15 protein-coding genes are annotated in these 22,459 nt (G+C 69.1%); 2 read left to right on the plus strand and 13 right to left on the minus strand.

What is annotated here, in order from left to right; genetic code table 11:
* Positions 1-39: 39 nt before the first annotated feature.
* The 11 genes from ASC61_RS00545 to ASC61_RS00595 form a co-directional block, all read right to left on the minus strand.
* The gene (locus ASC61_RS00545; protein ID WP_056207847.1) at positions 40-3,435 is read right to left on the minus strand and encodes an error-prone DNA polymerase; all 3,396 of its coding nucleotides are present in this window, start codon (positions 3,433-3,435) and stop codon (positions 40-42) included.
* 12 nt (positions 3,436-3,447) lie between these two features.
* Complete coding sequence (locus tag ASC61_RS00550; RefSeq protein WP_327019485.1) at positions 3,448-4,962, minus strand: DNA polymerase Y family protein; 1,515 nt, start codon at positions 4,960-4,962, stop codon at positions 3,448-3,450.
* A complete protein-coding gene (locus ASC61_RS00555) occupies positions 4,963-5,613 on the minus strand; it encodes a hypothetical protein (protein WP_056207850.1) in 651 nt (216 codons plus the stop codon).
* A gap of 48 nt (positions 5,614-5,661) precedes the next feature.
* Positions 5,662-7,662, minus strand: coding sequence for a S8 family serine peptidase (locus ASC61_RS00560; protein WP_082530360.1), 2,001 nt, complete (start codon positions 7,660-7,662; stop codon positions 5,662-5,664).
* An 82-nt stretch (positions 7,663-7,744) separates the two neighbouring features.
* Positions 7,745-9,457, minus strand: a complete 1,713-nt coding sequence (locus ASC61_RS00565; protein ID WP_056207856.1) for a dipeptide ABC transporter ATP-binding protein — start codon at positions 9,455-9,457, stop codon at positions 7,745-7,747.
* Complete coding sequence (locus tag ASC61_RS00570; RefSeq protein ID WP_056207867.1) at positions 9,454-10,437, minus strand: ABC transporter permease; 984 nt, start codon at positions 10,435-10,437, stop codon at positions 9,454-9,456. Before ASC61_RS00570 ends, ASC61_RS00565 begins: the two co-directional genes overlap by 4 nt.
* Positions 10,430-11,359: an ABC transporter permease gene (locus ASC61_RS00575; protein WP_056207870.1), complete on the minus strand. Its 930-nt coding sequence runs from the start codon at positions 11,357-11,359 to the stop codon at positions 10,430-10,432. The genes ASC61_RS00570 and ASC61_RS00575 overlap by 8 nt, the downstream gene beginning before the upstream one ends.
* 137 nt (positions 11,360-11,496) lie before the next feature.
* Positions 11,497-13,143: a peptide ABC transporter substrate-binding protein gene (locus ASC61_RS00580; RefSeq protein ID WP_056207873.1), complete on the minus strand. Its 1,647-nt coding sequence runs from the start codon at positions 13,141-13,143 to the stop codon at positions 11,497-11,499.
* Positions 13,144-13,413: 270 nt separating this feature from the next.
* A complete protein-coding gene (locus ASC61_RS00585) occupies positions 13,414-14,361 on the minus strand; it encodes an electron transfer flavoprotein subunit alpha/FixB family protein (protein WP_056207876.1) in 948 nt (315 codons plus the stop codon).
* Positions 14,362-14,376: 15 nt separating this feature from the next.
* Entirely contained in the window at positions 14,377-15,156 is a 780-nt protein-coding gene (locus tag ASC61_RS00590) for an electron transfer flavoprotein subunit beta/FixA family protein (protein WP_056207879.1), read from the minus strand.
* 189 nt (positions 15,157-15,345) lie between these two features.
* Positions 15,346-16,995 carry a hypothetical protein gene (locus ASC61_RS00595; protein WP_056207882.1) on the minus strand — a complete coding sequence of 550 codons (1,650 nt, stop codon included), beginning with the start codon at positions 16,993-16,995 and terminating at the stop codon, positions 15,346-15,348.
* 9 nt (positions 16,996-17,004) lie between these two features.
* Between ASC61_RS00595 and ASC61_RS00600 the strand changes: the two genes are divergently transcribed.
* Positions 17,005-17,517: a hypothetical protein gene (locus ASC61_RS00600; protein WP_056207884.1), complete on the plus strand. Its 513-nt coding sequence runs from the start codon at positions 17,005-17,007 to the stop codon at positions 17,515-17,517.
* Positions 17,486-17,659, plus strand: a complete 174-nt coding sequence (locus ASC61_RS19525) for a hypothetical protein (RefSeq protein ID WP_157439327.1) — start codon at positions 17,486-17,488, stop codon at positions 17,657-17,659. Before ASC61_RS00600 ends, ASC61_RS19525 begins: the two co-directional genes overlap by 32 nt.
* A 54-nt stretch (positions 17,660-17,713) precedes the next feature.
* Here the strand turns inward: ASC61_RS19525 and ASC61_RS00605 are convergent, their stop codons facing one another.
* Both ASC61_RS00605 and glgB read right to left on the minus strand, forming a co-directional pair.
* Positions 17,714-20,371: a hypothetical protein gene (locus ASC61_RS00605; RefSeq protein ID WP_056207886.1), complete on the minus strand. Its 2,658-nt coding sequence runs from the start codon at positions 20,369-20,371 to the stop codon at positions 17,714-17,716.
* 185 nt (positions 20,372-20,556) lie between these two features.
* Positions 20,557-22,458 carry a 1,4-alpha-glucan branching protein GlgB gene (gene glgB / locus ASC61_RS00610; RefSeq protein ID WP_082530362.1) on the minus strand — a complete coding sequence of 634 codons (1,902 nt, stop codon included), beginning with the start codon at positions 22,456-22,458 and terminating at the stop codon, positions 20,557-20,559.
* Between the last annotated feature and the right edge of the window lies 1 nt (position 22,459).

Consider the following 22,459-nt stretch of genomic DNA (forward strand, 5'->3'; position numbering starts at 1 on the left):
TGGCAGTTGGTCGACGATTCATCCTGAAAGAACTGACTTTCAACGGAAGTTGCGGCCCTGGTGCTTGGCCGGGATCGCGGCGGCCGCCTCTGGATAGACGGTCTCGATGCGCTCGAGCTTGTCGGCAACGAGGTTGGTGACGCCGTCGAAGCGCTCCAGCTTGCCGCGGATGATCATGCCTGCGGAGTTGCGGGCTACCCGCCGATGGCGCTGCCACAGCGCCATCGAGCAGACCACGTTGAGCATCCCGGTCTCGTCCTCGATGTTGAGGAACGTGACCCCCTCAGCCGTCGCGGGGCGCTGCCGGTGGGTGATCAGGCCGGCAACCTTGACCCGCCGCCCCGACTCGGCGTCGGCCAGCCCGGCGACGGAGTAGATGCCTTCGGACGTCAGCAACGGGCGGAGGAACTCGGCGGGATGCTTCTCCGGCGAGATGCGGGTCGCCCACAGGTCGGCCATGGTCTCCTCGACCTCGGACATGCCCGGCAGCATCGGCGGCGGCGACTGCACCGAGGTGCCCTCGAGCTGGTCGGGGTTCTCGACGTAGCCGGCGTTCCACAGCGCCTGCCGGCGCGACAGGCCGAACCCGTCGAACGCCCCCGCGGTGGCCAGCGACTCCATCTGGGCGACGGTCAGCCCGGCTCGCCGCGAGACATCGGCCATGTCCTTGAACGGCTGCCGGTCGCGCTCGGCCACGATGCGACGAGCGACGTCGAGGCCGAGCCCCTGCACCTCGTCGAGCCCCAGGCGTACGGCGAAGCCTCCGTCACGACGGTGCGCCGGCGTCGGGTCGGCCGTGCCGCGGACGAACTTCGGGACGGGCGGCTGCTCACGCTCAAGACAGCTGTCGAGGCCGGTCGCCTCGCCACTGTCCAGAACCTCGAGGTCAGCCTGCGCCTGCGAGTGCATGATGTCGGGCCGCAGGATCGTGACGCCGTGGTGACGGGCGTCGGTCACGAGTGACTGCGGTGAGTAGAAGCCCATCGGCTGGTTGCGTAGCAGCGCCGCGAGGAACGCCGCGGGATAGTGCAGCTTGAGCCACGAGCTGGCGTAGACCAGCAGCGCGAAGCTCAACGCGTGGCTCTCGGCGAAGCCGAAGTTGGCGAACGACTGGATCTTGAGATAGATCGTGTCGGCCTCCTCCCCCGTGATGCCGTGGGCGGCCATGCCCTCGTAGAGCTTGAGCCGCAGCGACTCGATGCGCTCGATGCCGCGTTTGGAGCCCATCGCCCGACGCAGCAGGTCGGCCTCGTCGCCGGTGCACCCGCCGAGCTTGATCGCCATCTGCATCAGCTGCTCCTGGAACAGCGGGACGCCGAGCGTACGTTGGAGCACCTCCTTGAGCGCCGGATGCGCGTACGTAACCGGCTCCCGCCCTGTGGCCCGCCGGATGTAGGGGTGCACCGCGCCACCCTGGATCGGGCCGGGGCGGATCAGGGCGATCTCGATCGCGAGGTCGTAGTAGGACCGGGGCTGCAGGCGCGGCAGCGTGCCGATCTGGGCACGGCTCTCGACCTGGAACACCCCGATCGAGTCGGCCCGGCACAGCATGTCGTAGACCGCGGCCTCCTCCTTGGGCATCGTGGCGAGGTCCCACTCCTCACCCAGGTGCTCCGCGACGATCCGCATCGTGTGGTCGAGCGCACCGAGCATGCCGAGGCCCAGCAGGTCGAACTTGACCAGCCCCATCCACTCGCACGCGTCCTTGTCCCACTGCAGCACCGTGCGGTTGTCCATGCGGCCCCGCTCGATCGGGCAGACCTCGCCGATGGGTCGCTCGGTGAGGATCATGCCGCCCGAATGGATGCCCAGGTGTCGCGGACCGCCGAGCAGCTGCTGCGCCAGCGACACGACCTGTGGGGGTACGTCGGTGGTGTCCTCGGCCGAGATCGCGCTCCACGCATCGATCTGCTTGGACCATGCGTCCTGCTGACCCGGCGAGTAGCCGAGCGCCTTGGCCGCATCGCGTACGGCCGAACGTGGCCGATAGCTGATGACGTTGGCGACCTGGGCGGCGTTGTGCCGGCCGTAGGTCTCGTAGACCCACTGGATGATCTCCTCGCGCCGGTCGGAGTCGAAGTCGACGTCGATGTCGGGCTCCTCCTCGCGTGTCGTGGCGAGGAACCGCTCGAACGGCAGGTTGTAGAAGATCGAGTCGACCGCCGTGATGCCCAGGGCGTAACAGAGCGCGGAGTTGGCCGAGGAGCCCCGGCCCTGACACAGGATCTTGCGGCGCCGGGCCTCCATGACGATGTCGCGGACGATCAGGAAGTAGCCCGGGAAGTCCTTCTCCTCGATGACCTGGAGCTCGCGGTCGATGCGCCTGCGCGCCTCGTCGGGGTTGTGGGCATAGCGGTCGCGGATGCCCTGGTCGGCGAGCTCACGCAGATAGCTCATGGCGGTGTGCCCCTCAGGGATGCCACGGTGGGGCAGCCTGGGCGTCGCGGCGCGCAGGTCGAAGGCGAGCTCGTCGGCGATCGCGACCGTACGCTCGACAGCGCCCGGGTGACGACGGAACAACCGATGCATCTCGGCACCTGACCGCAGGTGCGCCGCTCCTGTGGCCGGCAGCCAGCCGTCCATGTCGGTGAGGCTGCGACGCGCCCGCACCGCCGCCATCGCGGCCGCGAGCTGACGGGCGCCGGGCCGGGCGAAGTGCACGTTGTTGGTCGCGACCGTCGGCAGGCCGTGCATCGCGGCGAGCTCGGCCAGCGCGTCGTTGGTGGTGCTGTCGGCGGGGAAGCCGTGGTCGATCAGCTCGACGACGACGTTGTCGAGGCCGAACAGGGCGGTGAGCCGGTCGAGGGCGGTCGCCGCCTCGTCGAGCCCGCCGGTCGCGAGCCCCTGGCGCAGGTGACCTTTGCGGCAGCCGGTGAGGATCAGCCAGTGGTCGCGGCCCCTCTCGGCGAGCTCCTCGAGGTCATAGACGGGCCGCCCCTTCTCGTCACCGCGGAAGTGCGCGTCGGTCATGGCGGCAGCGAGCCGGTGATAGCCCTCGACGCCGCGCGCGAGCACCAGGAGATGACTGCCCTCGGGATCGGCGGTGCCGTTCTGCGGCTTGCTGAGTCCCAGCGACAGCTCGGCACCGAAGATCGTCTTGAGGCCGAGCTCCTCGTACTTGACGGCCTCCTCGGCGAAGCGCGGGGCGCCGTAGAAGCCGTCGTGATCGGTCAACGCCAGCCCGTGCAGGCCCAGGCCGATCGCCTCCTCGACCAGCTGGTCGGGACCGCTGGCGCCGTCGAGGAAGCTGAAGTTGCTGTGACAGTGCAGCTCGGCATAGGGCACGACCGGGCCCTCAGGACGGATGATCTCCTTGGGCTGGGTCTTGGCCCGCTTGCGCGACCAGCCCGGCGCGTCGCCGCCGTCCGGCTCGGGCCGGCCCGACAGCCGCCGCTCGAGCTCACGCCACGAGACATCCGGGTTGTTCCACCCCATCAGCCAACCCGCCTAGTCATAGCGAGCCTCCGTCCACCAGGAGCCGCCCTCGACGATCATCAGGTAGGCACTGCCGTCGACGCCGACGACCTGGAACCGGGCGATGCGGCGGGCCGCGACCTCGTCCCACCACTGGTCGTCGACCGGCCACGGCCCGGCCCACGACGCCACGGGTTGCCAGTCCTGACCGGCTGCCGCCCGGAACCGCGCCGGCTCCCCCGTGACCATGCCGCGCCCGGTGACCCCGATGGCCTGCCCCTCGGCACCGACGACCATCGCCTGCTGCGGCTCGAGATAGACCGTCGCCGGCGCCGGCGGCGGCAGGCTGCCCGGCCACGGCAGCCCCGCCGCCCGGGCGGCGACGGGTCGCTCACCCCACGGGGCGAGCAGCTGACGCTCGGCCGGCCCGCGACCACCCTGCACCGAGACCGACACGACCGCCTCGTGCCCGACGATGCTCTGCACCCGCGCCACCCCGCGCTCGACCCGTTCGTCCGGGCCACCACCGAAGAGGCTGTCGGCGTGATCACCGAGCGGCTCGGTGACCTCGGGGATCAGGCGCACGGCGTCGACCGGCGCCTTGATCACGCCGTCGACCGACAGCTGCCAGCGCACCCGGTCGACCAGGTCGGTCGGGCCGAACCAGCGCGGATGCATCCACCGCCGCGAGGTCGCCAGCGAGCCGTCGGTGTCGACCTCGATCAGGACCGTCGTGCACACCAGGCCGTGACCCGCGAGATCGGTGACGAACTTCTCGGCCGTCGTGCGTACGCTGAACGCGATCTGCTCCGCCAGGTCGAGCGGCGGCTCCAGCATCAGCGTCGCCTCGAACTCCGGCGGCACCTGTCGCCGGCTGATCGGCTGCGGGTTGAGGCCGCGAGCCATGCGGTGCAGCAGCTCGCCGTGCGTGCCGAACCGGGTGTGCACATCGGCGGGCGACAAGGCGGCGAAGTCGCCGAGGGTCAGCAGTCCCATGCGACGCAGCAAACCCACGATGGACTCGTCGTCGAGGGCGTCGACCGGCAGGTCCCGCAGGAACTGCGCCGATCCACCGGGAGGTACGACGAGGCTGTCCTGGGCGAGCGCCCGACGAGCGGCCTGCTCGGCGGCGAAGAGCCCGTCGGCGATGCCGGCCCGGACGTCCCACACCCCCAGGCGTACGAGTCGCTCGGCGATGACCGCTGCCGCCTCGGCCTCACCGCCGTAGAACCTGGCCGGCACGTTGATGGCGCACAGGCCGGGCCGCAGCGGCGCCACACCGGGACTGAGCTCTTCGATCGCGGTCAGCACCGTCTCGAAGGCCCGGGCATCGGCGTCAGGGTTGTAGTCGTGCAGGGCCAGCCCCGGGCACCGCGACTGGGCATCGCGCCGCCGCATGCCCCGGCGTACGCCTTCGGCCCGCGCAGCCTGCGAGCAGGCCAGCACCTGACCCTTGTGGAGCACCGCTGCGGGTGTCGAGGCCGAGCTCTCGACCGCGACGATCGGCCAGTCCGGCGCCCACAGCACCATCGTGCGACCGGGCGCCACCTAGCTCACGCTCCGCAGCTGGGTCGGCTCCTGCTCGGCGCGACGGATGACCTGGGCGCGATCGGGCAGCCAGAGTCGTCCCGCACGGGCCGGACCCGAGCCACGACGGACCTCGACCGTGACCCGGCGGGCCTGCAGGTGCCCGTGCCCGCGCCCCAGCCCGACCCACTCGGCGTCACGCAACGACACCCGGGCGTCGCACCGGGGCCAGTCACCGTAGGCGATGAGGACGCCACCACGCTGGCGCAGCCGGGCGCTGATGCGGCTGACGTCCTTGCCCGAGACCTCTGCGGGCGCAGCCACCACGACGACGCCCAGCACGTCGATCAGCGCAGCCGTGACCTCGAGCCAGGCCTCCCCCGGGTCCGGCACCAGGATCGTCCGGCGCAGCTCGACTCCAGCCGCAGCGGCCGCCTCGAGCCCGAACTCCGCCGACCCCACGACCCCACACCAGGCACCATCGGCCGAGGGACCCGCCATCAGCGCCATCGCGAGGCTGGCCGAGTCGACCGCATAGCTCGATCCGGTCTGCAATTGCAGCAGTCCAGCGAACGCGGGGTGCGTCGCGACGGGCTGGGCTGCGGGGCGGCCCTGCATCTGGTCGACGCGGGCTCGCAGCTCGTCCAGGGTCGGGGCAGGAGCGACGGTCATTCACTCATCTTCGAACATGTGTTCGAAGGAGTCAATCCGCCGCTGGGACTACTTCGACACACTCACCCAGACCGATGACGACCACTTGTAGGACACCCGGGAATCGCCGCCGTAACGCATCTGCACCTTGTGCGATCCGGTCGTCGAAAAGGCCGGCAGCCGCACCTGCGCCCGGCCCAAGCTCAGCGTCACGAGCGCCACCCGGCGACCATCCACGTATGCCCCGACTGTGCCGCTCGGCGACTGCCCCTGGGCCGCGGTCACGGTCACGTACGCGTACAAGCGAGACGTGTTGACGCGCGCGCGGGTCGCCGACAGGCGAAGCGCCACCGATGCCGTGGCCTTGGGCACCACCGTGGCGGCCGAGAGGCCCGAGAAGTCCGGATAGCCCTGCGTGTGCGCCGTCGACCGCACCGTCAGCGTCTGGCCCAGGTCGGCTCCCGCCAGCACGTACGACGTCGTGGTGGCCCCGGCGATCGGCGTCCCGTCCCGCAGCCACTGGTACGTCACCGAGTCCGGGTGACCGTTCCACCGTCCCGGCGTGAACGACAGGGTGCTGCCGGTCGTCAAGCCGCCCTGCAACGCCGGGTGCCCGACCGGCGCCGGGATGCTCGCGAGGTTGAGGATGCCGGCGCCGCACACGTTCCGCTCCACACCGGTCGTGGGGTCGTGCGAGATGCACGTGTAGTAGCCGCCGAACTCCGGCGGCTTGAGCGCGGCCCTCTTCAGCACCTGGACGACCTGGTCGTTCGTGAAGTGACCGAGCGAGAGCACCAGCGCCGCGGCGGCGGAGACGGCCGGCGCGGCCATCGAGGTACCGGCGTTCTGTCCGTACGTCGGCCGCACCGGACCGGCGGTCCCGGCGTCGACGGTCGACCAGATGCCTTCGTCCGGCCCGACCTCGCCGCCTTGCGCCATGATCCCGATCGTGCGTCCGGCGTTCGTGTACGACGTGGGGGCGCCCTTCGTGTCGGTGGCGCCCACTGACAGCACGCCCTGGCAGTTGGCCGGCGTGCGGTTGAGGAGCGACTCGCTCTGGTTCCCGGCCGACACGACGACGATCGCGCCGCGGGACCGGGCCTCGTCGATGACGTCCTGGTAAGCCGCCGGGCACTTCAGATCGGCGACGTTGCTCGACAGCGAGACGTTGATGACGTCGGCCGGGGTCTTGTTGCGCGGCACGCCGGGAACGTCCCCGCCGGACGCCCAGCGGATGCCGGCGATGATGTCCGACATCGTCGCGCCGCACTGGCCCACCACGCGTACGGGCTGGATGGCCACACCAGGTGCGATGCCGGAGATGCCGATGCCGTTGTTGCGAAGTGCCGCGACGATACCGGCCACGTGCGTGCCGTGCCACGTGCTGGCATGAGCGGCACAGTACGTGCCGGTGGAGGCGTTGCCGGGGTCGGCGGCATTCGGGTCGCGGCCGTCGCCGTCCTTGGAGTTGCGCGGGTCGGCGATCAGGTCATAGCCCGGCACCGTCTGCTTCGCCAGGTCGGGATGCGCCACGAGCCCGCCGTCGACGAGTGCCACGACGACCGACTTGCTGCCCCGCGTGGCGTCCCACATCGTCGGCGCGTCCATGCTGAAGTCCGGTCCGGCGGGCGGGTCCTCGCCGCCGGAGTCCGTTGACACAGGCACGGGCGTCCAGAGGTTGGTCTGCCGCGGGAAGTACGTGTCGTTGGGCACCGAGTCGCTCGTCGCCACGAGGTCGGGGCTGACGTGTGCCACGCCGGGCAAGAGGTTCAGAAGGTTGCTCAGCACCCGTACGGACGACGCCGGCATGGTGTGGTCGAGGCGCAGCGCCACGGTCGAGTCGCCCATCGGGGTCTGGCCGACGATGTCGCGACCCAGCAGCAGCGAGATCCGCCGCAGCACCGCCTCGGGCAACTCCCCGTCGGTCGAGACGATCAGGCCCGTGGCGTCGTGCGCCCCGTAGGACGATGACGGCCGCACGTCAGCGGTGCCGGAAGTGCCGGCCTCCGCGACGGACGGCAGCATCAGGCAGCAGGCAACCAGCGCCAAGGAGAGCACCGAGCGCCTCATGCCGACCCTTCGCTAGCGTCCCCCTCCCAGACGACAGCGTACGGCAAGGAAGGCAAGCAGCACCCTCAGATCACAGCAGGAATCAGGCCCCGAGCTCGATCGACGCACCCGGGATGGCGTCCAGCAGCTTGCGCGTGTAGTCCTTCTGCGGGTTGTCGAAGACCTCCGCGACCGTCGCCGACTCCACGACCTTGCCATCTTGCATGACGACGACATTGTCGGCGATCTGCCGCACGACCGCGAGGTCGTGCGTGATGAACAGGTAGCTCAGGCCGAGCTCGGCCTGCAGGTCGTTGAGGAGCTCGAGGATCTGCGCCTGGACCAGCACGTCGAGCGCCGAGACCGCCTCGTCGCAGATCACGACCTCCGGCTCGAGCGCGAGCGCTCGTGCGATCGCGACGCGCTGCCGCTGGCCACCGGACAGCTCGCCCGGATAGCGCGACATCACGGTGGTGGGCAGCGAGACCTTGTCGAGCAGGTCGCGAACGCGCGTCTCGCGCTCCTTCTTCGTGCCCACGTCGTGCGTGCGAAGCGGCTCCTCGATCGACTGGTAGATCGAGTAGAGCGGGTCGAGCGACGCGTACGGGTTCTGGAACACCGGCTGCATCTGGCGGCGCAGCTTGAGCCGCTCCGCCTTGGACCTGAGCTCACTGACGTCACGACCGTCGAAGAGGACGCGACCCGAGCTGGGCGGCAACAGGTCGAGCACCATGCGGGCGACGGTGGACTTGCCCGAACCGGACTCCCCCACGATCGCCGTGGTGGTGCCACGGCGCAGGCTGAACGAGACATCGTCCACCGCGGCAAAGTCGACCTTCTGCCACGGCTTGGCGCCGCGCAGCGTGAAGAACTTGGTCAGGTTCTCGACCACGATGATGTCGTCGCGTCCCTCGCCGAACTCCGACTCGCTCTGTGCCACCTCTTCCGCGATCTCCGCGGCAGTCTGCACGGCCTGCTCACGGACCTCTTCGCGGGCGCGCACGGACGACAGTCGCTGCGATGCCAAGGACGGGGCCTTGGACACGAGACGCTTGGTGTAGGGGTGCTCGGGGTCTTGCAAGATTTCCTGAGCCGGGCCCGACTCCACGACCCGACCGCGATACATCACGACAAGGTGGTCCGCCCGCTCCGCGGCGAGACCGAGATCGTGGGTGATCAGCATGACGGCAACGCCGAGAGTGTCAGTCAGCTGGTCGAGGTGATCGAGGATCTGCTTCTGGACCGTGACGTCGAGCGCCGAGGTCGGCTCGTCCGCGATCAGCAGCTTGGGACGTGCTGCGAGGCCCATCGCGATCAGCGCACGCTGCCGCATGCCGCCCGAGAACTCGTGAGGGTACTGGCGCGCGCGGCGCTCGGCGTCCGGGAGGCCGGCCTCCTCGAGCAGCTCGACGACCCGCTTGTCGGCCGCATCGCCCGTCGCCACGTTGTTGGCGACCAGGGCTTCCTTGATCTGACGACCGACCTTCCACAGCGGGTTGAGGTTGGACATCGGATCCTGCGGGACCAGGCCGATCGACGAGCCGCGCAGTGCGAGCACGGCCTTGCGGTCGGCGTGCGAGATGTCATGGCCCTCGAAGAGGATCTCACCGCCCATCACGTGTCCCGAGCCGGGCAGCAGGTCGATCACAGCGTGAGCCAGCGTCGACTTGCCGGAGCCCGACTCGCCGACGATGGCGATCGTCTGGCCGGGATAGATGCTGAGGTTCGCGCCGTCGACGGCGGTGAGGATCTTCTTCTTGTCGGTGCGGAAGCCGACGCGCAGATCCTTGATCTCGAGCAGCGGTGCCTCGGTCATGACTTTCTCGCCTTCGGATCGAGTGCTTCACGTACGGCTTCACCCAGCAGGACGAACCCCAGGACCGTCACGGCCAGGGCCGTGGCCGGGACCCACATGACGACCAGGTGCTGACCGGATCGCACCAGGGTCTGGGCGTCAGACAGGTCGTTGCCCCAGGACACCATGGTCTGCGGCAGCCCGATTCCGAGGAACGACAGCGCGGACTCGGCGACGATGAAGACGCCCAGCGAGATGGTCGCGGACACGATCACCGGGGACAGCGCGTTCGGGACGATGTGTCGACGCAGGTTGGTCAGCTTCGATGCGCCGATCGCCGTGGCGGCATCCACGAACTCGAGGTTCTTGACCTCGAGCACCGCGCCGCGCATCTGACGGGTGATCTGTGGCCAGGCGAAGAGGGCAAGCGCCAGGACCACCACGAAGACCGAGCCCCAGAACCCCTTGTTGGGATACACGTTGTTGATCACCGAGATGACCACGATGCTGCCGAGGAGCACCGGGATCGAGAAGAAGATGTCGCTGAGACGCGAGATGAGCGTGTCGACGATGCCACCGTAGAAGCCGGCGATGGCACCGGTGACCACGCCCAGCAGGACCGTGACGAGCGTGGCGAACACGCCGACAGCCACCGACGCCCGCGCACCGTAGACCGTGCGTGCCCAGATGTCCGCGCCCTGGAAGTTGTAGCCGAAGGGATGTCCGTCACCGGGCGGGTCGAACTGCTTGCCGAGTGATGCCTGGTTGGGGTCTGCACTGGTGAACAGCGTCGGGAACGCCACCATGACGGCAAGAACCAGAATGATCACCGATGCCAGCCAGAACAGCGGCGACTTGCGCAGCCGCTTCCAGGCCTCGCGCCACTGGCTCTCCGGCACGGCGTCGACGTCCACGACGTCGATCGCGCGCAGGGGGGTCTCGTCAGTGGGAGCGACGTAACGCTCCTGGCCCGGGCGAGCGCCCGGCTGAGTGTCATGCATAGCGGATCCTCGGGTCGAGAACGGCGTACAGGAGGTCGACGATCAAGCTCATGAACACGTAGAGCATGACCATCACCGAGACGACCGCCACGGTGAGCGGGGTGTCACCGCGGCTCACCGCTCCGAAGGCGAGGTTGCCGATGCCCTGGACGTTGAAGATGCCCTCCGTGATGATGGCGCCTGCCATCAAGGATCCGAGGTTGATGCCGATGTAGGTCACGACGGGAACGAGCGAGTTGCGCAGCACGTGGTTGCGGATGACGACAGGACCGGCCAATCCCTTGGCCCGGGCCGTGCGCACGTGGTCGGCCGTCATGTTGTTGGCGACCGACGTGCGGGTCAACCGCGTCGTCGTCGCGATGTTGGCGATCGCGAGGACGAAAGCCGGCAGCAACAGGTCGGTGATCTTCCAGTCGACGGGCACCGTCGCTGCGAACACACCCCATTTGACGCCGAACAGGAACTGCAGCACGAAGCCGACGACGAAGATCGGGATCGACAGCAGGATGAGTGAGATGACGAGGGTCACCGAGTCGAACCAGCCGTTGCGGCGCAGACCGGCGATCGTGCCGACGACGATGCCGATGACGGCATCCATCGCCAGGGCGAGGAGGGCCAGCGTGCCCGTGACCGGAAGGGCGTTCCCGATCTTCTCGAACACCGGCTGGCCGTCGAGCCCGACGAAGTTGGGGTTGAAGGTGACGACGTCCTTGAGGAAGTAGAGCCACTGGAGGCCCACGAAGTCGTTGAGGTGGAACTGGTCGCGGAGCGCCTGGCGGACCTCTGGCGACACGGGCTTGTTGCCGGTCAAGCCAAGGATCGGATCACCCGGTCGCAGCTTCGTCAGGAAGAAGATGATCAGCGTGGCCCCGAGGAATACGGGGATCGCCTGGAGCAGTCGCTTGGCGACGTACCACCACACGAGGCCTCCTGGAAGTGAGAAGAATGGAATCGATGCGCTGGCACGTGATCAAAGGGCCATAGTGCACCGAAATCGGACGCGGCGCACGGGGGTAGCCCTGGTGAAGGCTACCCCCGCGACCGAAGGGACTGCTAGAACTACTTCGACAGGGCGTAGTAGTCCGGCTTCTGCTTCCAGTTGAACACGAACCCCTTGAGGTCCTTGCCCGTCACTGCAGTGGCGTTCTGGTACCACAGCGGGATGGCCGGCAGGTCCTTCATCAAGATGGCCTGCGCCTCGCCGATCAGCTTGTAGCGGTCGTCGCCGGTGGCGGCGGACGCCTGCTGGATCAGCTGGTCGAACTCCTTGTTGCTGTAGTCACCGTCGTTGGATCCGGCGCCGGTGGCGTAGATCGGTCCGAGGTAGTTGAGCATCGACGGGTAGTCGGCCTGCCAACCGGTGCGGAACGGCGTCTTGATGCTGCGGTCGGTGACGACCGTGCGCAGCTCGTCGAACGTCGGGTACGCCTTCGGCTCGGCATCGATGCCCAGCGTGTTCTTGATCTGGTTCGCCATCGCCTCGGAGAACTCCTTGTTGCCAGCGCCGTCGTTGTTGTAGGCGAGCTGGAACTTGCCGCTCCACTTGCTGATCTTGTCGGCCTGGGCCCACTTGGCCTTGGCGTCCTCGGCGTTGAACTTCAGCACCTCGTTGCCGGCGACCTTGTCAGTCCAGCCGTCGAGCACCGGCGACGTGAAGTCACTGGCAGGCGTACGGGCGTTGTTGAAGACCTTCTCGGTGATCTCGGGACGGTTGATCGCCTCGGAGATGGCCGCACGACGCAGTCGGCCCTCTTCGTCGTTGCCGAAGTGCGCGAGGCGCTCCGGGATCGTGAACGACGAGAAGCTCGAACCGGGCTCGTTGTACGCCTTGACCGCGGAGTCGCTCTCGAACGTGGTCAGCGCGCTCGGCGGGACCTGGTCGAGGACGTCGAGCGTGCCCGACTGGACTGCGGTGTAGGCCGAGTCGACCGAGTTGAAGAACTTGAAGGTCAGGCCACCGTTCTTGGCCTTGTGCGGACCGTCGTAGTCCGGGTTGGGAACGAGCGAGATTTGCTTGTTCTTCTCCCAGCCCGTCTTGGACAGCATGTAGGGGCCGTTGCCGATCGGCTTGTTGCCGTACTCCTTGGTGATCTTGCCCGCGGAGTCGTAGGCCGAGTCCGGGACCGGGAAGTAGGCCGAGTAGCCCAGGCGGAGCGGGAAGTCCGACTCCGAGGCCTTCAGCGTGATGCTGAACGACGTGTCGTCGATGACCTTGAGGCCCGAGACCGTCTTGGCGCCGCCAACCGTGTTGCCCACGTCGTCGGTGCCCTTGATCGGGTAGAAGAAGTAGTTGTTGAGCTGCTTGTTGGCCGGGTTGGCGCCGTAGTTCCACGCCTTCACGAACGACTCAGCGGTGACAGGCGAGCCGTCGGTGAACTTCTTGCCGGACTTCAGCTTGACGGTCCAGACGGTGCTGTCCTCGTTGGGCTTGATGGACTCGGCAACGTCGTTGTCCACCGATCCGTCGGTGTTGTAGGCCACCAGACCGGAGAAGAGGTTGTCCAGCGGGTCTCCGCCGCCGACCTCGTTGGTCGCGGTCGGGATCAATGGGTTCTGGGGGTTGGTGCCGTAGACCGTGATGACGGACTTGCTGCCACCGCCGCCCTCGCTCTTGTCGTCGCTGCCGCCGCCACAAGCCGCCAGGGTAAGGCTGCCGGCCGCGATCAACGCCACACCCGCAAGGCGGGTACGCCGAGAGAGTCGCATGGATTCCTCCTGTGATTGTCTGGTGCACGCTGGCGCGCGCCCCCTATGACTATCACTGCGACCGGCTCACGGGACAGCGTTGCAGGGCTGCTTAATCAAAGTGTTACCAAAAGGTAGAGGACCGGCGGCGCGGCGAAGTCAATAGTTCTGCCGACTCATCCGCGCTGGTTCTCACGGGTCAGACCTGTGTTTCACATGCTGGTACGTCTGACGCACGCCGACGGCCGGCTCACCGTGGTGGGCCGGCCGTCGGGATCGAGCTGATCGAGGTCAGCCCTTGCGCTTCTTGATCTCCTCGGTGGCCTGCGGGAGGACGGCCTTGAGGTCGCCCACGACACCGAAGTCGACGAGCTCGAAGATCGGTGCCTCGTCGTCCTTGTTGACCGCGACGATCGTCTTGGACGTCTGCATGCCGGCGCGGTGCTGGATCGCACCGGAGATGCCGTTGGCGACATACAGCTGCGGCGAGACGGTCTTGCCGGTCTGCCCGACCTGGAACGAGTGCGGGTACCAACCCGAGTCGACCGCCGCACGCGACGCGCCCACGGCAGCACCGAGGCTGTCGGCGAACGCCTCGACCTCGGTGAAGTCACCGCCGGTGCCACGGCCACCCGACACCACGATCGCGGCCTCGGTCAGCTCCGGGCGACCCGAGGCCTCCTTGGGCTTGGACGAGGTGATCTTGGCGGTCTTGGCGGCATCGGAGATGTCAGCCGTGACGGCCTCGACAGCACCGGCGGCCGGAGCGGCCTCCGGAGCGGTGGAATTGGGCTTGACCGTGATCACGGGCGCGCCCTTGGTGACGTTGGACTTCACCGTGAAGTTGCCGGCGAACACCGACTGTGTCGTGGTGACGGTGCCGCCGTCGGCCTGCACGTCGACCGCGTCGCTGATCCAGCCCGACTCGGTCTTCAGCGCCACCCGGGCGCTGATCTCCTTGCCCTCGGTCGAGGCACCGACGAGCACGGCGGCCGGGGACTTGTCGGCGACGAGCTGCGCGAGCGCCTCGGCTTTGGGGCCGACGAGGAACTCATCAAAGGCGGCGTCGTCGTAGGTGTAGATCTTCTCGGCGCCGTACTCCTTGAGCGTGTCGTTGTCGGCGCTGCCGAACACGACCGCCGACGGCTCGCCGATGCGGCGGGCGATCGTCAGCAGCTCGAGGGAGGGCTTGGTGACCTTGCCGTCAGGGGCGTCGATCAGAACGAGTACTTCAGTCATGTGTCAGTGCCCTTCTCAGACGAACTTCTTGGAGGCGAGGAACTCGACGAGCTTGGCGCCGCCGTCTCCCTCGTCCGTGACGATCTCGCCAGCAGTGCGCGGCGGGCGGGGCTCGAACGACTCGACCTTGGTCCAGGCGTTGTCCAGGCCGACCGACCCGGCATCGAGGCCCAGGTCGGCGAGCGTCCATTCCTGGACGTCCTTCTTCTTCGCGGCCATGATGCCCTTGAACGACGGGTAGCGAGCCTCGCCGGACTGGTCCGTGACGCTGACGACGACCTTGCCGGACGCCTCGATCTCCTGCGTGGCGACATCGCCGTCGCGGCGGATCTTGACCGTGTCACCGTCGACGGTGACCTCCGAGGCGTACGTGACGGCGGGGAGGCCCAGCCGCTCAGCGACCAGGGTCGGGACGACACCCAGCCCACCGTCGGTCGACGCCATGCCGAAGAACACCAGGTCGTAGTCGAGCTTCTTGATCGCCTCGGCCAGCACCAGCGACGTCGCGAACGCATCCGACCCGTGGATCGCGTCGTCCTGCACGTGAACGCCCGCGTCGGCACCCATCTGCAGAGCCTTGCGCACCGCGTCGGAGGCCTGCTCGGGGCCCACCGTCAACACGGTGACCTCACCCTCGCCGGCCTCGACGACCTGCAGCGCCTGCTCAACCGCGTACTCATCGAGCTCGGACAGCAAACCATCGACACCAACACGGTCGACGGTGTTATCGGCGCTGAAGGTCCGGTCTGCCGTGGCATCCGGTACGTACTTCACAGCGACAACGATTTTGGTCACGAGGACCCTCCTGTGAATCTGGGACGCAACGACCGAACAGCCGTCACGGCAGTCTCTGGACTGTGCAAGAGCCACCATCCCACGCCGTTGGCGCTGACATCAGGCGGCCCTTCGTCATCTGAATGTTACCTAGAGGTAGCAATGCGGGCGACACGTCACGGGCATGGGTTAGGTCACACCCGGCCGCGCTCAGTCGTCGTCGATGCGGGACCGCAGGTAGGACTGCGCGAACATCCCGACGAGCACGTAGATCATCGAGCCGCCGCCCCAGGAGACCACGGCCTCCTTCATCTCGGCGTTGGTGCCGGAGAACGAGAAGACGTCGCGCAGCGGCCCGACAAGCGCGTCGCACAGTGACGAGAGCGTGTCGTAGGCGCCGTTGCTGTCCGTGGTGCCGAGCGCCGCCATGAAGGCGCCGATCGCAAGGACGAGTGAGCAGACCAGGCCCACGGCGCCGACCGTCACGGCCAGGGCTGCGACGACGTTGCGGCCGCCGGACGCCCCTGCTGGATCGCGCTCGGCCGCCTTGTTCCGCCGGCGCTCCATGAACGAGACCTTGGGCTCGCGGGGCGGCTCGACCACGCGGTCGGCCTTCTTCTCGGCGCGGTGCGCGGCCTTGGCGTTGCGAGCCGCGACCTTGGACTCCTCGCGCTCGCGGCGGGCAGCCTCCTTGGCCTGCTGGCGCTCGAGTCGCTGGGCTTCGCGGGCTTCCGCGGCCACCCGAGCGGCGATCTGCTTCTCGTCCTCCGCGTCGTCGTCGACGGTCTCGCTGACGTCCTCCGCCACGACCTGCTCGGGCTCGTCAGCCTCGACCTGCTCGACGGGGGTCTCGGTGTCGTCCACCGCCTCGACCTGCTCCGGCTGGTCTTCCTCGACCTGCTCCGGCACCTCGACGAGTGCGGCCCGCTCGGCTTCTTCACGCTCACGGCGCTCGGCGTCCTCACGAGCCTGCAGCTCAGCCTGCGCTGCCTCTTCACGCTCACGGCGCTCGGCGTCCTCACGAGCCTGCAGCTCAGCCTGCTCCGCCTCTTCACGCTCACGGCGCTCGGCTTCCTTGGCTTCCTCGCGCTCGCGGCGTGCGGCGTCCTTGGCTTCCTGCCGCTCGCGACGCAGCGCATCCTTGGCTGCCTGACGCTCCTGCCGGGCCGCCTCCTTGGCCTCGACGCGTGCCTGACGGGTGGCTCGCTTCGCCTCTTCACGCTCACGGCGGGCAGCGAGCCTGGCCTCTCTGGCCTCGGCCCTGGGGTCGCCCGGCGCCACGGTGCCGTCGAAGGCTTCCGCGCTCTCGGCCTCGACGTCGGTCTGCTTGTCGGGCGGGTCGGTGACGGTCTCGACCGACTCGACCTCGACGTCGTGGAGTGCGGGTGCCGACGTCTCGAGCACGGCCGGTTCGGTGACCTCGGGCGCCTCCATCTCGGCGGTACGCGTGTCGACGCGTTCGGCGGCCTTCGCCGCTGCGGCCTCCGCACGCGCCTGGATCTTGGCAGCGGCGGCCTGCTCGCGCTCGTCGTTGCGCTGCTGGCGAGCCGCATGCTTGGCGTCGAGCCGGGCCTGCTTGGCGCGCTTGCGCTCGAGCTTGGCGTCGATGCGAGCCTGACGCGAGGCCGACTTGGCCTCGTCGCGCTCGCGGCGAGCCGCGAGCTTCGCCTCCTCTGCGGCAGCGGCGGCCTTCTCCTGCTCGAGGCGCGCCTGCTCCTCGGCCTCCCGCTTCTCCCGCTCGGCAGCCAGCCTGACTCGTTCGGCCTCGAGCCGCTTGGTCAGCCCAATGGTTGCGGCGGTGGGGGCGACCGGCTGCGGCTCAGGCTCCGTCAGCGCCGCCTCCTCCGCAACGTCGTCCACAGGCTCGTCGTGGCGCTCCTCGGCGCCGGTTGCTTCCTGCGCACGGGCAGCCTCATCGGCGGCCTCCTGCTCACGGTCAGCAGCAGCCTGCTCTCGCTCGGCCTGCTCACGCTGTTCACGGGCCTGCTGCTCAGCTTGCTCGCGCTCGGCCTGCTCACGCTGTTCACGGGCCTGCTGCTCAGCCTGCTCTCGCTCGCCCTGCTCACGCTGCTCACGGGCCCGCTGCTCGACCTGCTCGCGGTCGGCCTGCTCACGCTGTTCACGGGCCTGCTGCTCAGCCTGCTCGCGGTCGGCCTGCTCACGCTGTTCACGGGCCTGCTGCTCAGCCTGCTCTCGCTCGGCCTGCTCACGCTGTTCACGGGCCTGCTGCTCGGCGTGCTCTCGCTCTTCGCGCTCACGCTGCTTCGCGAGCTCACGCTCCTCGCGCGCCTGCCGCTTCGCCTCGATCTTGGCCTGGACGGCTTCCTCGTGCTCACGGCGACGAGCTGCCTTGGCTTCTGCACGCTCCTGGCGCCGGGCTGACTTCAGCTCGGCACGACTGGGCTCGGACTCCGTCTCCGGGGCAGCGAGCTCGGGCAGCGGGACGTCCTCGATGGGCTCGATCCGGTTGATCGCCTGGGGCAGATCGAATGTCGCCGAGACCCCGGACGAGTCCGAGACGTGATCGTCAGTCGTGTCGTCGACGAGATCGGCGACGATGGAACCGGCGGTCAGGACCTCACTTGCGTCGGACGACCCTTTTTTTGATCTTGGGGGCGACCTGCCCGGAGTCGTCACTCACCTCCTCGGGCGAGTGATCATCGGTGTCAGCGTCGGGGGCTTCGTCGACGTACTCGTCGACGAACGGCTCGGGTGCGGTCAGCGGTGTCGACGCCGACGAGTGGTTCGCCATCACGATGTGTTCCTGCGCGACCCGCTCGGCCTCGGCCTCAGCGGCGGCGACCCATTCCAGTGCCGTGCGCTCGGCCTCCTGCAGCTTCTCCTCGGCTGCGGAGCGCGCCGCCGCGACGGCTTGGCTCAAGCGCTCCTGCGCATCACGCTTGGACTGGACCGTGACGCGCTCGGCCTCGGCCTGCGCGGCGGCGACCCGCTCGCGCGCGTCCTGCTCCGACTTCTCGGCGAGGCGACGGGCCTCGGCCTGGGCCTGGGCGATGCGCTCGGCGGCGTCCTTCTCGGCCTGTGCGACCTTGCGCTCGGCGTCGAGACGAGCCGCCTCGACGTCCTCGGCGAGCTTGCGTTCGGCCTTCTCACGAGCCTCGCTGGCCACCCGGGCGGCCTCGTTGGCCTCGGCAGCAACCCGCTCGGCCTCAGCCTGGGCGGCGCGGATCTTCTCGGCCGCCACGCGCTCGGCCTCGGCCAGCTTGGCGGCCGCCTCGGCGCGCTCGGCCTCGGCTTCCTTGGCCAGCTTGTCGGCTTCCTCGTTGGCGCGCTCGACGAGTGCCTTGGCCTCGTCACGCTCACGGGCGAGCTCGGCAGCTGCTTCGGCGTGACGCTGAGCCGCCTCGGCGGCCAGGCGGTCGGCCTGCACCTTGGCGGCGACGAGCTTCTCCTCGGCGGCACGCTCGGCATCGGACACACGTACGGCGATGGCGACGCGCTCTGCGGCGGTCTCCTGGGCGTACTTCTCGGCCTCGGCCTTGGCCGCGGCGACGTGCGAGCCCGCGGACTCCTCGGCCTCGCGGACCGTGCGCTCCGCCTCAGCCTTGACCTCGGCCAGACGGGCGTCGGCCTCCTCGCGCTCCTTGGCGAGCTGAGCGAGGGCGGCTTCACGGTCGGCGGCGGCCTGCTGCGCGACCTTCTCGGCCTCGGCCTGAGCCGCGGCGACGTGGCTGGCGGACGTACGGTCTGCCTCGGCGACGATGCGCTCGGCCTCGGCCTTGACCTCGACCAGGCGGGCATCGGCAGCCTCGCGCTCCTTGGCGAGCTGCGTCAGGGCGGCCTCGCGGTCGGCGGCCGCTTGGGCGGCGACGTTCTCCGCCTCGGCACGAGCGGCCTCGATGCGGCGCTGCGCGTCCTGCTCGGCAGCCTGGAGGCGGCGGTTGGCGGCTTCCTCGGCGGCCAGCTCGGACTCGGCCAGGCGGCGCTCGGCGACGCGCTTGGCCTCGGCCTCGGCCTCCTCGGCGAGGCGGAGCGCCTCGGCGTTGGCCTGCTGGATGCGCTGCTGTGCCTGGCGTTCGGCCTCGGCCTTGGCCGCGGCGACCCGCTCGTCGGCGGCTTTCTGGAGCTCGGCGATCTTGGCCGCAGCGGCGGCGCGCTCGCGCTCGATCTCGGCGGTGACGCGGTCGGCCTCCTGCTGGGCGGCGCTGACCCGCTCAGCCGCAGCCTGCTCGGCAGCCTTGAGCTTCTGGGCGGCGATCTCGCGCTGGGCGGCCTCGTCTGACTGCAGGCGTGCGGAGACCTCGGCACGCTCTCGTGCCGCCTCCTCCATCAGGCGTGCAGCCTCGGCGCGGGCCTGGGCGACCCGCTGCTGGGCGGCAGCACTCGCAGCGGCGAGCTTCTCGGCGAAGGTGGCCTGGGTCGCCGCGGCGGGCGCCGCTTGGGGAACCTCAGCCGGTGCCGGGGGCTGCTCGGCGGCGGGCGCCTGCTCCACCACGGGCCGGGACTCCTCGACCTGCTGGGTGTCCTCGGCGGGCGCCGGTTCCTCGACCGGGGCTGCGGGAGCTTCGTTCTCGATCGTCTCGATGACGGGCTCCTCGACGACCTGGGGCCGTTCGGGTTGCGGGGCCTCGTCGCCCGAGAGCTCTCCGGCCGTCGGCGCTCCTCCGAGCCGGGAGAACGGCGAGTCATGCGGGGTGTCGTCGACGACGGGCTGCTCAGCGGTCGTCTCGGCGGGCGCTTCGGCCTGGACCTGCTGGGGCTGCTCGACGACGGGGGCTTCCTGGGCAGCGCTCTCGGTCACGGCCTCGAACGTCGCGGTGCGCTCGGCCTCGGGCTCGACCTGGTCCGGTGGCGTCGACACGGCCTGACGCGCGGCGTCGAGCTTCTCGGCGAGAGTCTTCTCCTGCGGCGCCTCGTCGGCCTGGGGCTCGTCGCGGCGTACGGCATGGCGCTTGGAGGCGGCGAAGGCCTTGGCGGCAGCACGCTCCGCCTTGCGCTTGTCGGCGGCGGCCTGACGTGCCGCACGAGCTGCGGCCCTGCGGGCACGCGGGCTGTCACTGTCGTCCTCGGACGTCGTGCTCTCGTCGATGCTGGCCGCGGCCTGCGACAGGACGTCGTCAGGGCTGGGTCGGTGAGCTGAGTCGTCCTTGCTCGCGCCGGAGTCCCGGCGCGGGGCGGGAGTGTTCTCCGCGTCCTCGTCCGCGAGCATGTCCGCCGCGACCTGCAACGGGTCAGCGCGCCGACGCTCGGCCGGCTGGTTGGACTCTGAGTCGCTCATGACTCCCTTTCATCTACACCGCTGGTGGCACTTCGTGCTCAGTATGCCCCATGCGTACCGTGTGTCACATTGCTTCGGGCGACACGGCGAGACGCGTCGGACCTGCCGAAATCGCGCCTCGATCGAGTCACTGCAGGATCAACGATCATCGGCGGCGGAAAGTCATGTTCCGACGGCGGCCCGTGTCACGCCGGAGCGAGCCAGAGCACTCCGGCCGGCGGCAGCTGGAGCAAGGCGGAGGCGGGCTGACCGTGCCACGGCTCGGCGACCGCCTCGACCGCACCCAGATTGCCGACGCCCGAACCGCCGTAGACCTCGCTGTCGGTGTTGATGACCTCGCGCCACGTACCGGTTGACGGCAGCCCGACCCGGTAGTCGTGGTGCGGCGATCCGGAGAAGTTGCCGACACAGGCCAGCGTCGATCCGTCCGACCCGATCCTCAAGAAGCAGATGACGTTGCCGGCGACGTCGCTGGCGTCGATCCATAGGAAGCCCTCGGGGCGGCCGTCGGCTGTGTAGAGCGCCGGCGCGTCCTTGTAGTACGTGTTGAGGTCGCTCACCAGGTGCAGGATGCCGGAGTGCAACGGCTGGTCCAGCTCATGCCACTCCAGCGAGCGGGACTCGGCCCACTCCCCCTCCTGGCCGAACTCGCCGCCCATGAACAGCATCTGCTTGCCCGGGTGCGCCCACATGAATGCCAGCAACGCACGTACGCCCGCAGCCTTGTTCCAGTCGTCGCCGGGCATGCGCTGCCACAGTGACCCCTTGCCGTGGACGACCTCGTCGTGCGACAGCGGCAGGATGAAGTTCTCGGTCCAGGCATAGTCGATCGCGAACGTCATCTCACCGTGGTGGTACGACCGATGGACCGGCTCGTGGCCCAGGTAGTCGAGCGTGTCGTGCATCCAGCCCATGTTCCACTTGAAGCCGAAGCCGAGGCCGCCGCTGTCGGTGGGGCTGCTGACCCCCGGCCACGCGGTCGACTCCTCCGCGACCATGACGACGCCGGGATGGTGCTTGTAGACCGTGGCGTTCAGCTCCTGCAGCAGCTGGACCGCCTCGAGGTTCTCGCGGCCGCCGTGCTGGTTGGCGACCCACTGACCGTCCTTGCGGGAGTAGTCGAGATAGAGCATCGAGGCCACGGCGTCGACCCGGAGTCCGTCGAGGTGGAACTCCTCGAGCCAGAACAACGCGTTGGCCACGAGGAAGTTGCGGACCTCGGGCCGGCCGAAGTCGAAGACGTACGTCCCCCAGTCCGGCTGCTCGCCGCGGCGCGGATCCGGGTGCTCATAGAGAGGAGTGCCGTCGAAGCGGGCCAGCGCCCACTCGTCGCGCGGGAAGTGCGCCGGGACCCAGTCGACAATGACGCCGAAACCGCGCTGATGGAGCTCGTCGACGAACCAGCGGAAGTCGTCCGGGGAGCCGAACCGTGACGTCGGCGCATAGTAAGAGGTGACCTGGTAGCCCCACGAGCCGCCGAACGGGTGCTCGGCGATCGGCATCAGCTCCACGTGGGTGAACCCGGTCTCGGTGAGGTAGTCGGCGAGCTCGTCGGCGAGCTCGCGGTAGCTCAGCCCCGGCCGCCACGAGCCGAGGTGCACCTCGTAGATGCTCATGGGCGCCTCGAGCCACGTCGTGGCGTTGCGCTTGGCGACCCATGCGTCGTCGGCCCACGTGTGCTGGGGTGTGGTCACGACGGAGGCCGTGGCAGGTGGCACCTCGGCGCGGAACGCCATGGGATCGGCCTTCTCGTGCCACTGGCCGTCGGGGCCCAGGATGCGGAACTTGTAGTGCGTGCCGAGCCCGATGCCGGGGACGAACAGGTCCCATACGCCGGCGTCACCGAGCGAGCGCATGGGATGGCTGCCGCTGTCCCAGAAGTTGAAGTCGCCGGCGACCTGCACGGCTTGGGCGTTGGGCGCCCATACGGCGAAGGACGTGCCCTCGACCGGTCCGTCGGGGCCGTCGTACGTGCGCACGTGGGCACCGAGCACCTCCCAGAGGCGCTCGTGCCGGCCCTCGCTGATCAGGTGCAGGTCCAGCTCGCCCACTGCTGCGGGCCAGTCGTACGTCTGTGCGTCGTCCATC

The organism is Aeromicrobium sp. Root344, from assembly GCF_001425755.1.
In the GTDB taxonomy this organism is placed as follows: domain Bacteria; phylum Actinomycetota; class Actinomycetes; order Propionibacteriales; family Nocardioidaceae; genus Aeromicrobium.

Coding starts and splice junctions, on each gene's coding strand:
- ASC61_RS00545 (WP_056207847.1), bottom strand. CDS start 3,435: ATGGGGTGGAACAACCCGGATGTCTCGTGGCGTGAGCTCGAGCGGCGG.
- ASC61_RS00555 (WP_056207850.1), bottom strand. CDS start 5,613: ATGACCGTCGCTCCTGCCCCGACCCTGGACGAGCTGCGAGCCCGCGTC.
- ASC61_RS00560 (WP_082530360.1), bottom strand. CDS start 7,662: ATGAGGCGCTCGGTGCTCTCCTTGGCGCTGGTTGCCTGCTGCCTGATG.
- ASC61_RS00565 (WP_056207856.1), bottom strand. CDS start 9,457: ATGACCGAGGCACCGCTGCTCGAGATCAAGGATCTGCGCGTCGGCTTC.
- ASC61_RS00570 (WP_056207867.1), bottom strand. CDS start 10,437: ATGCATGACACTCAGCCGGGCGCTCGCCCGGGCCAGGAGCGTTACGTC.
- ASC61_RS00580 (WP_056207873.1), bottom strand. CDS start 13,143: ATGCGACTCTCTCGGCGTACCCGCCTTGCGGGTGTGGCGTTGATCGCG.
- ASC61_RS00585 (WP_056207876.1), bottom strand. CDS start 14,361: ATGACTGAAGTACTCGTTCTGATCGACGCCCCTGACGGCAAGGTCACC.
- ASC61_RS00605 (WP_056207886.1), bottom strand. CDS start 20,371: ATGAGCGACTCAGAGTCCAACCAGCCGGCCGAGCGTCGGCGCGCTGAC.
- glgB (WP_082530362.1), bottom strand. CDS start 22,458: ATGGACGACGCACAGACGTACGACTGGCCCGCAGCAGTGGGCGAGCTG.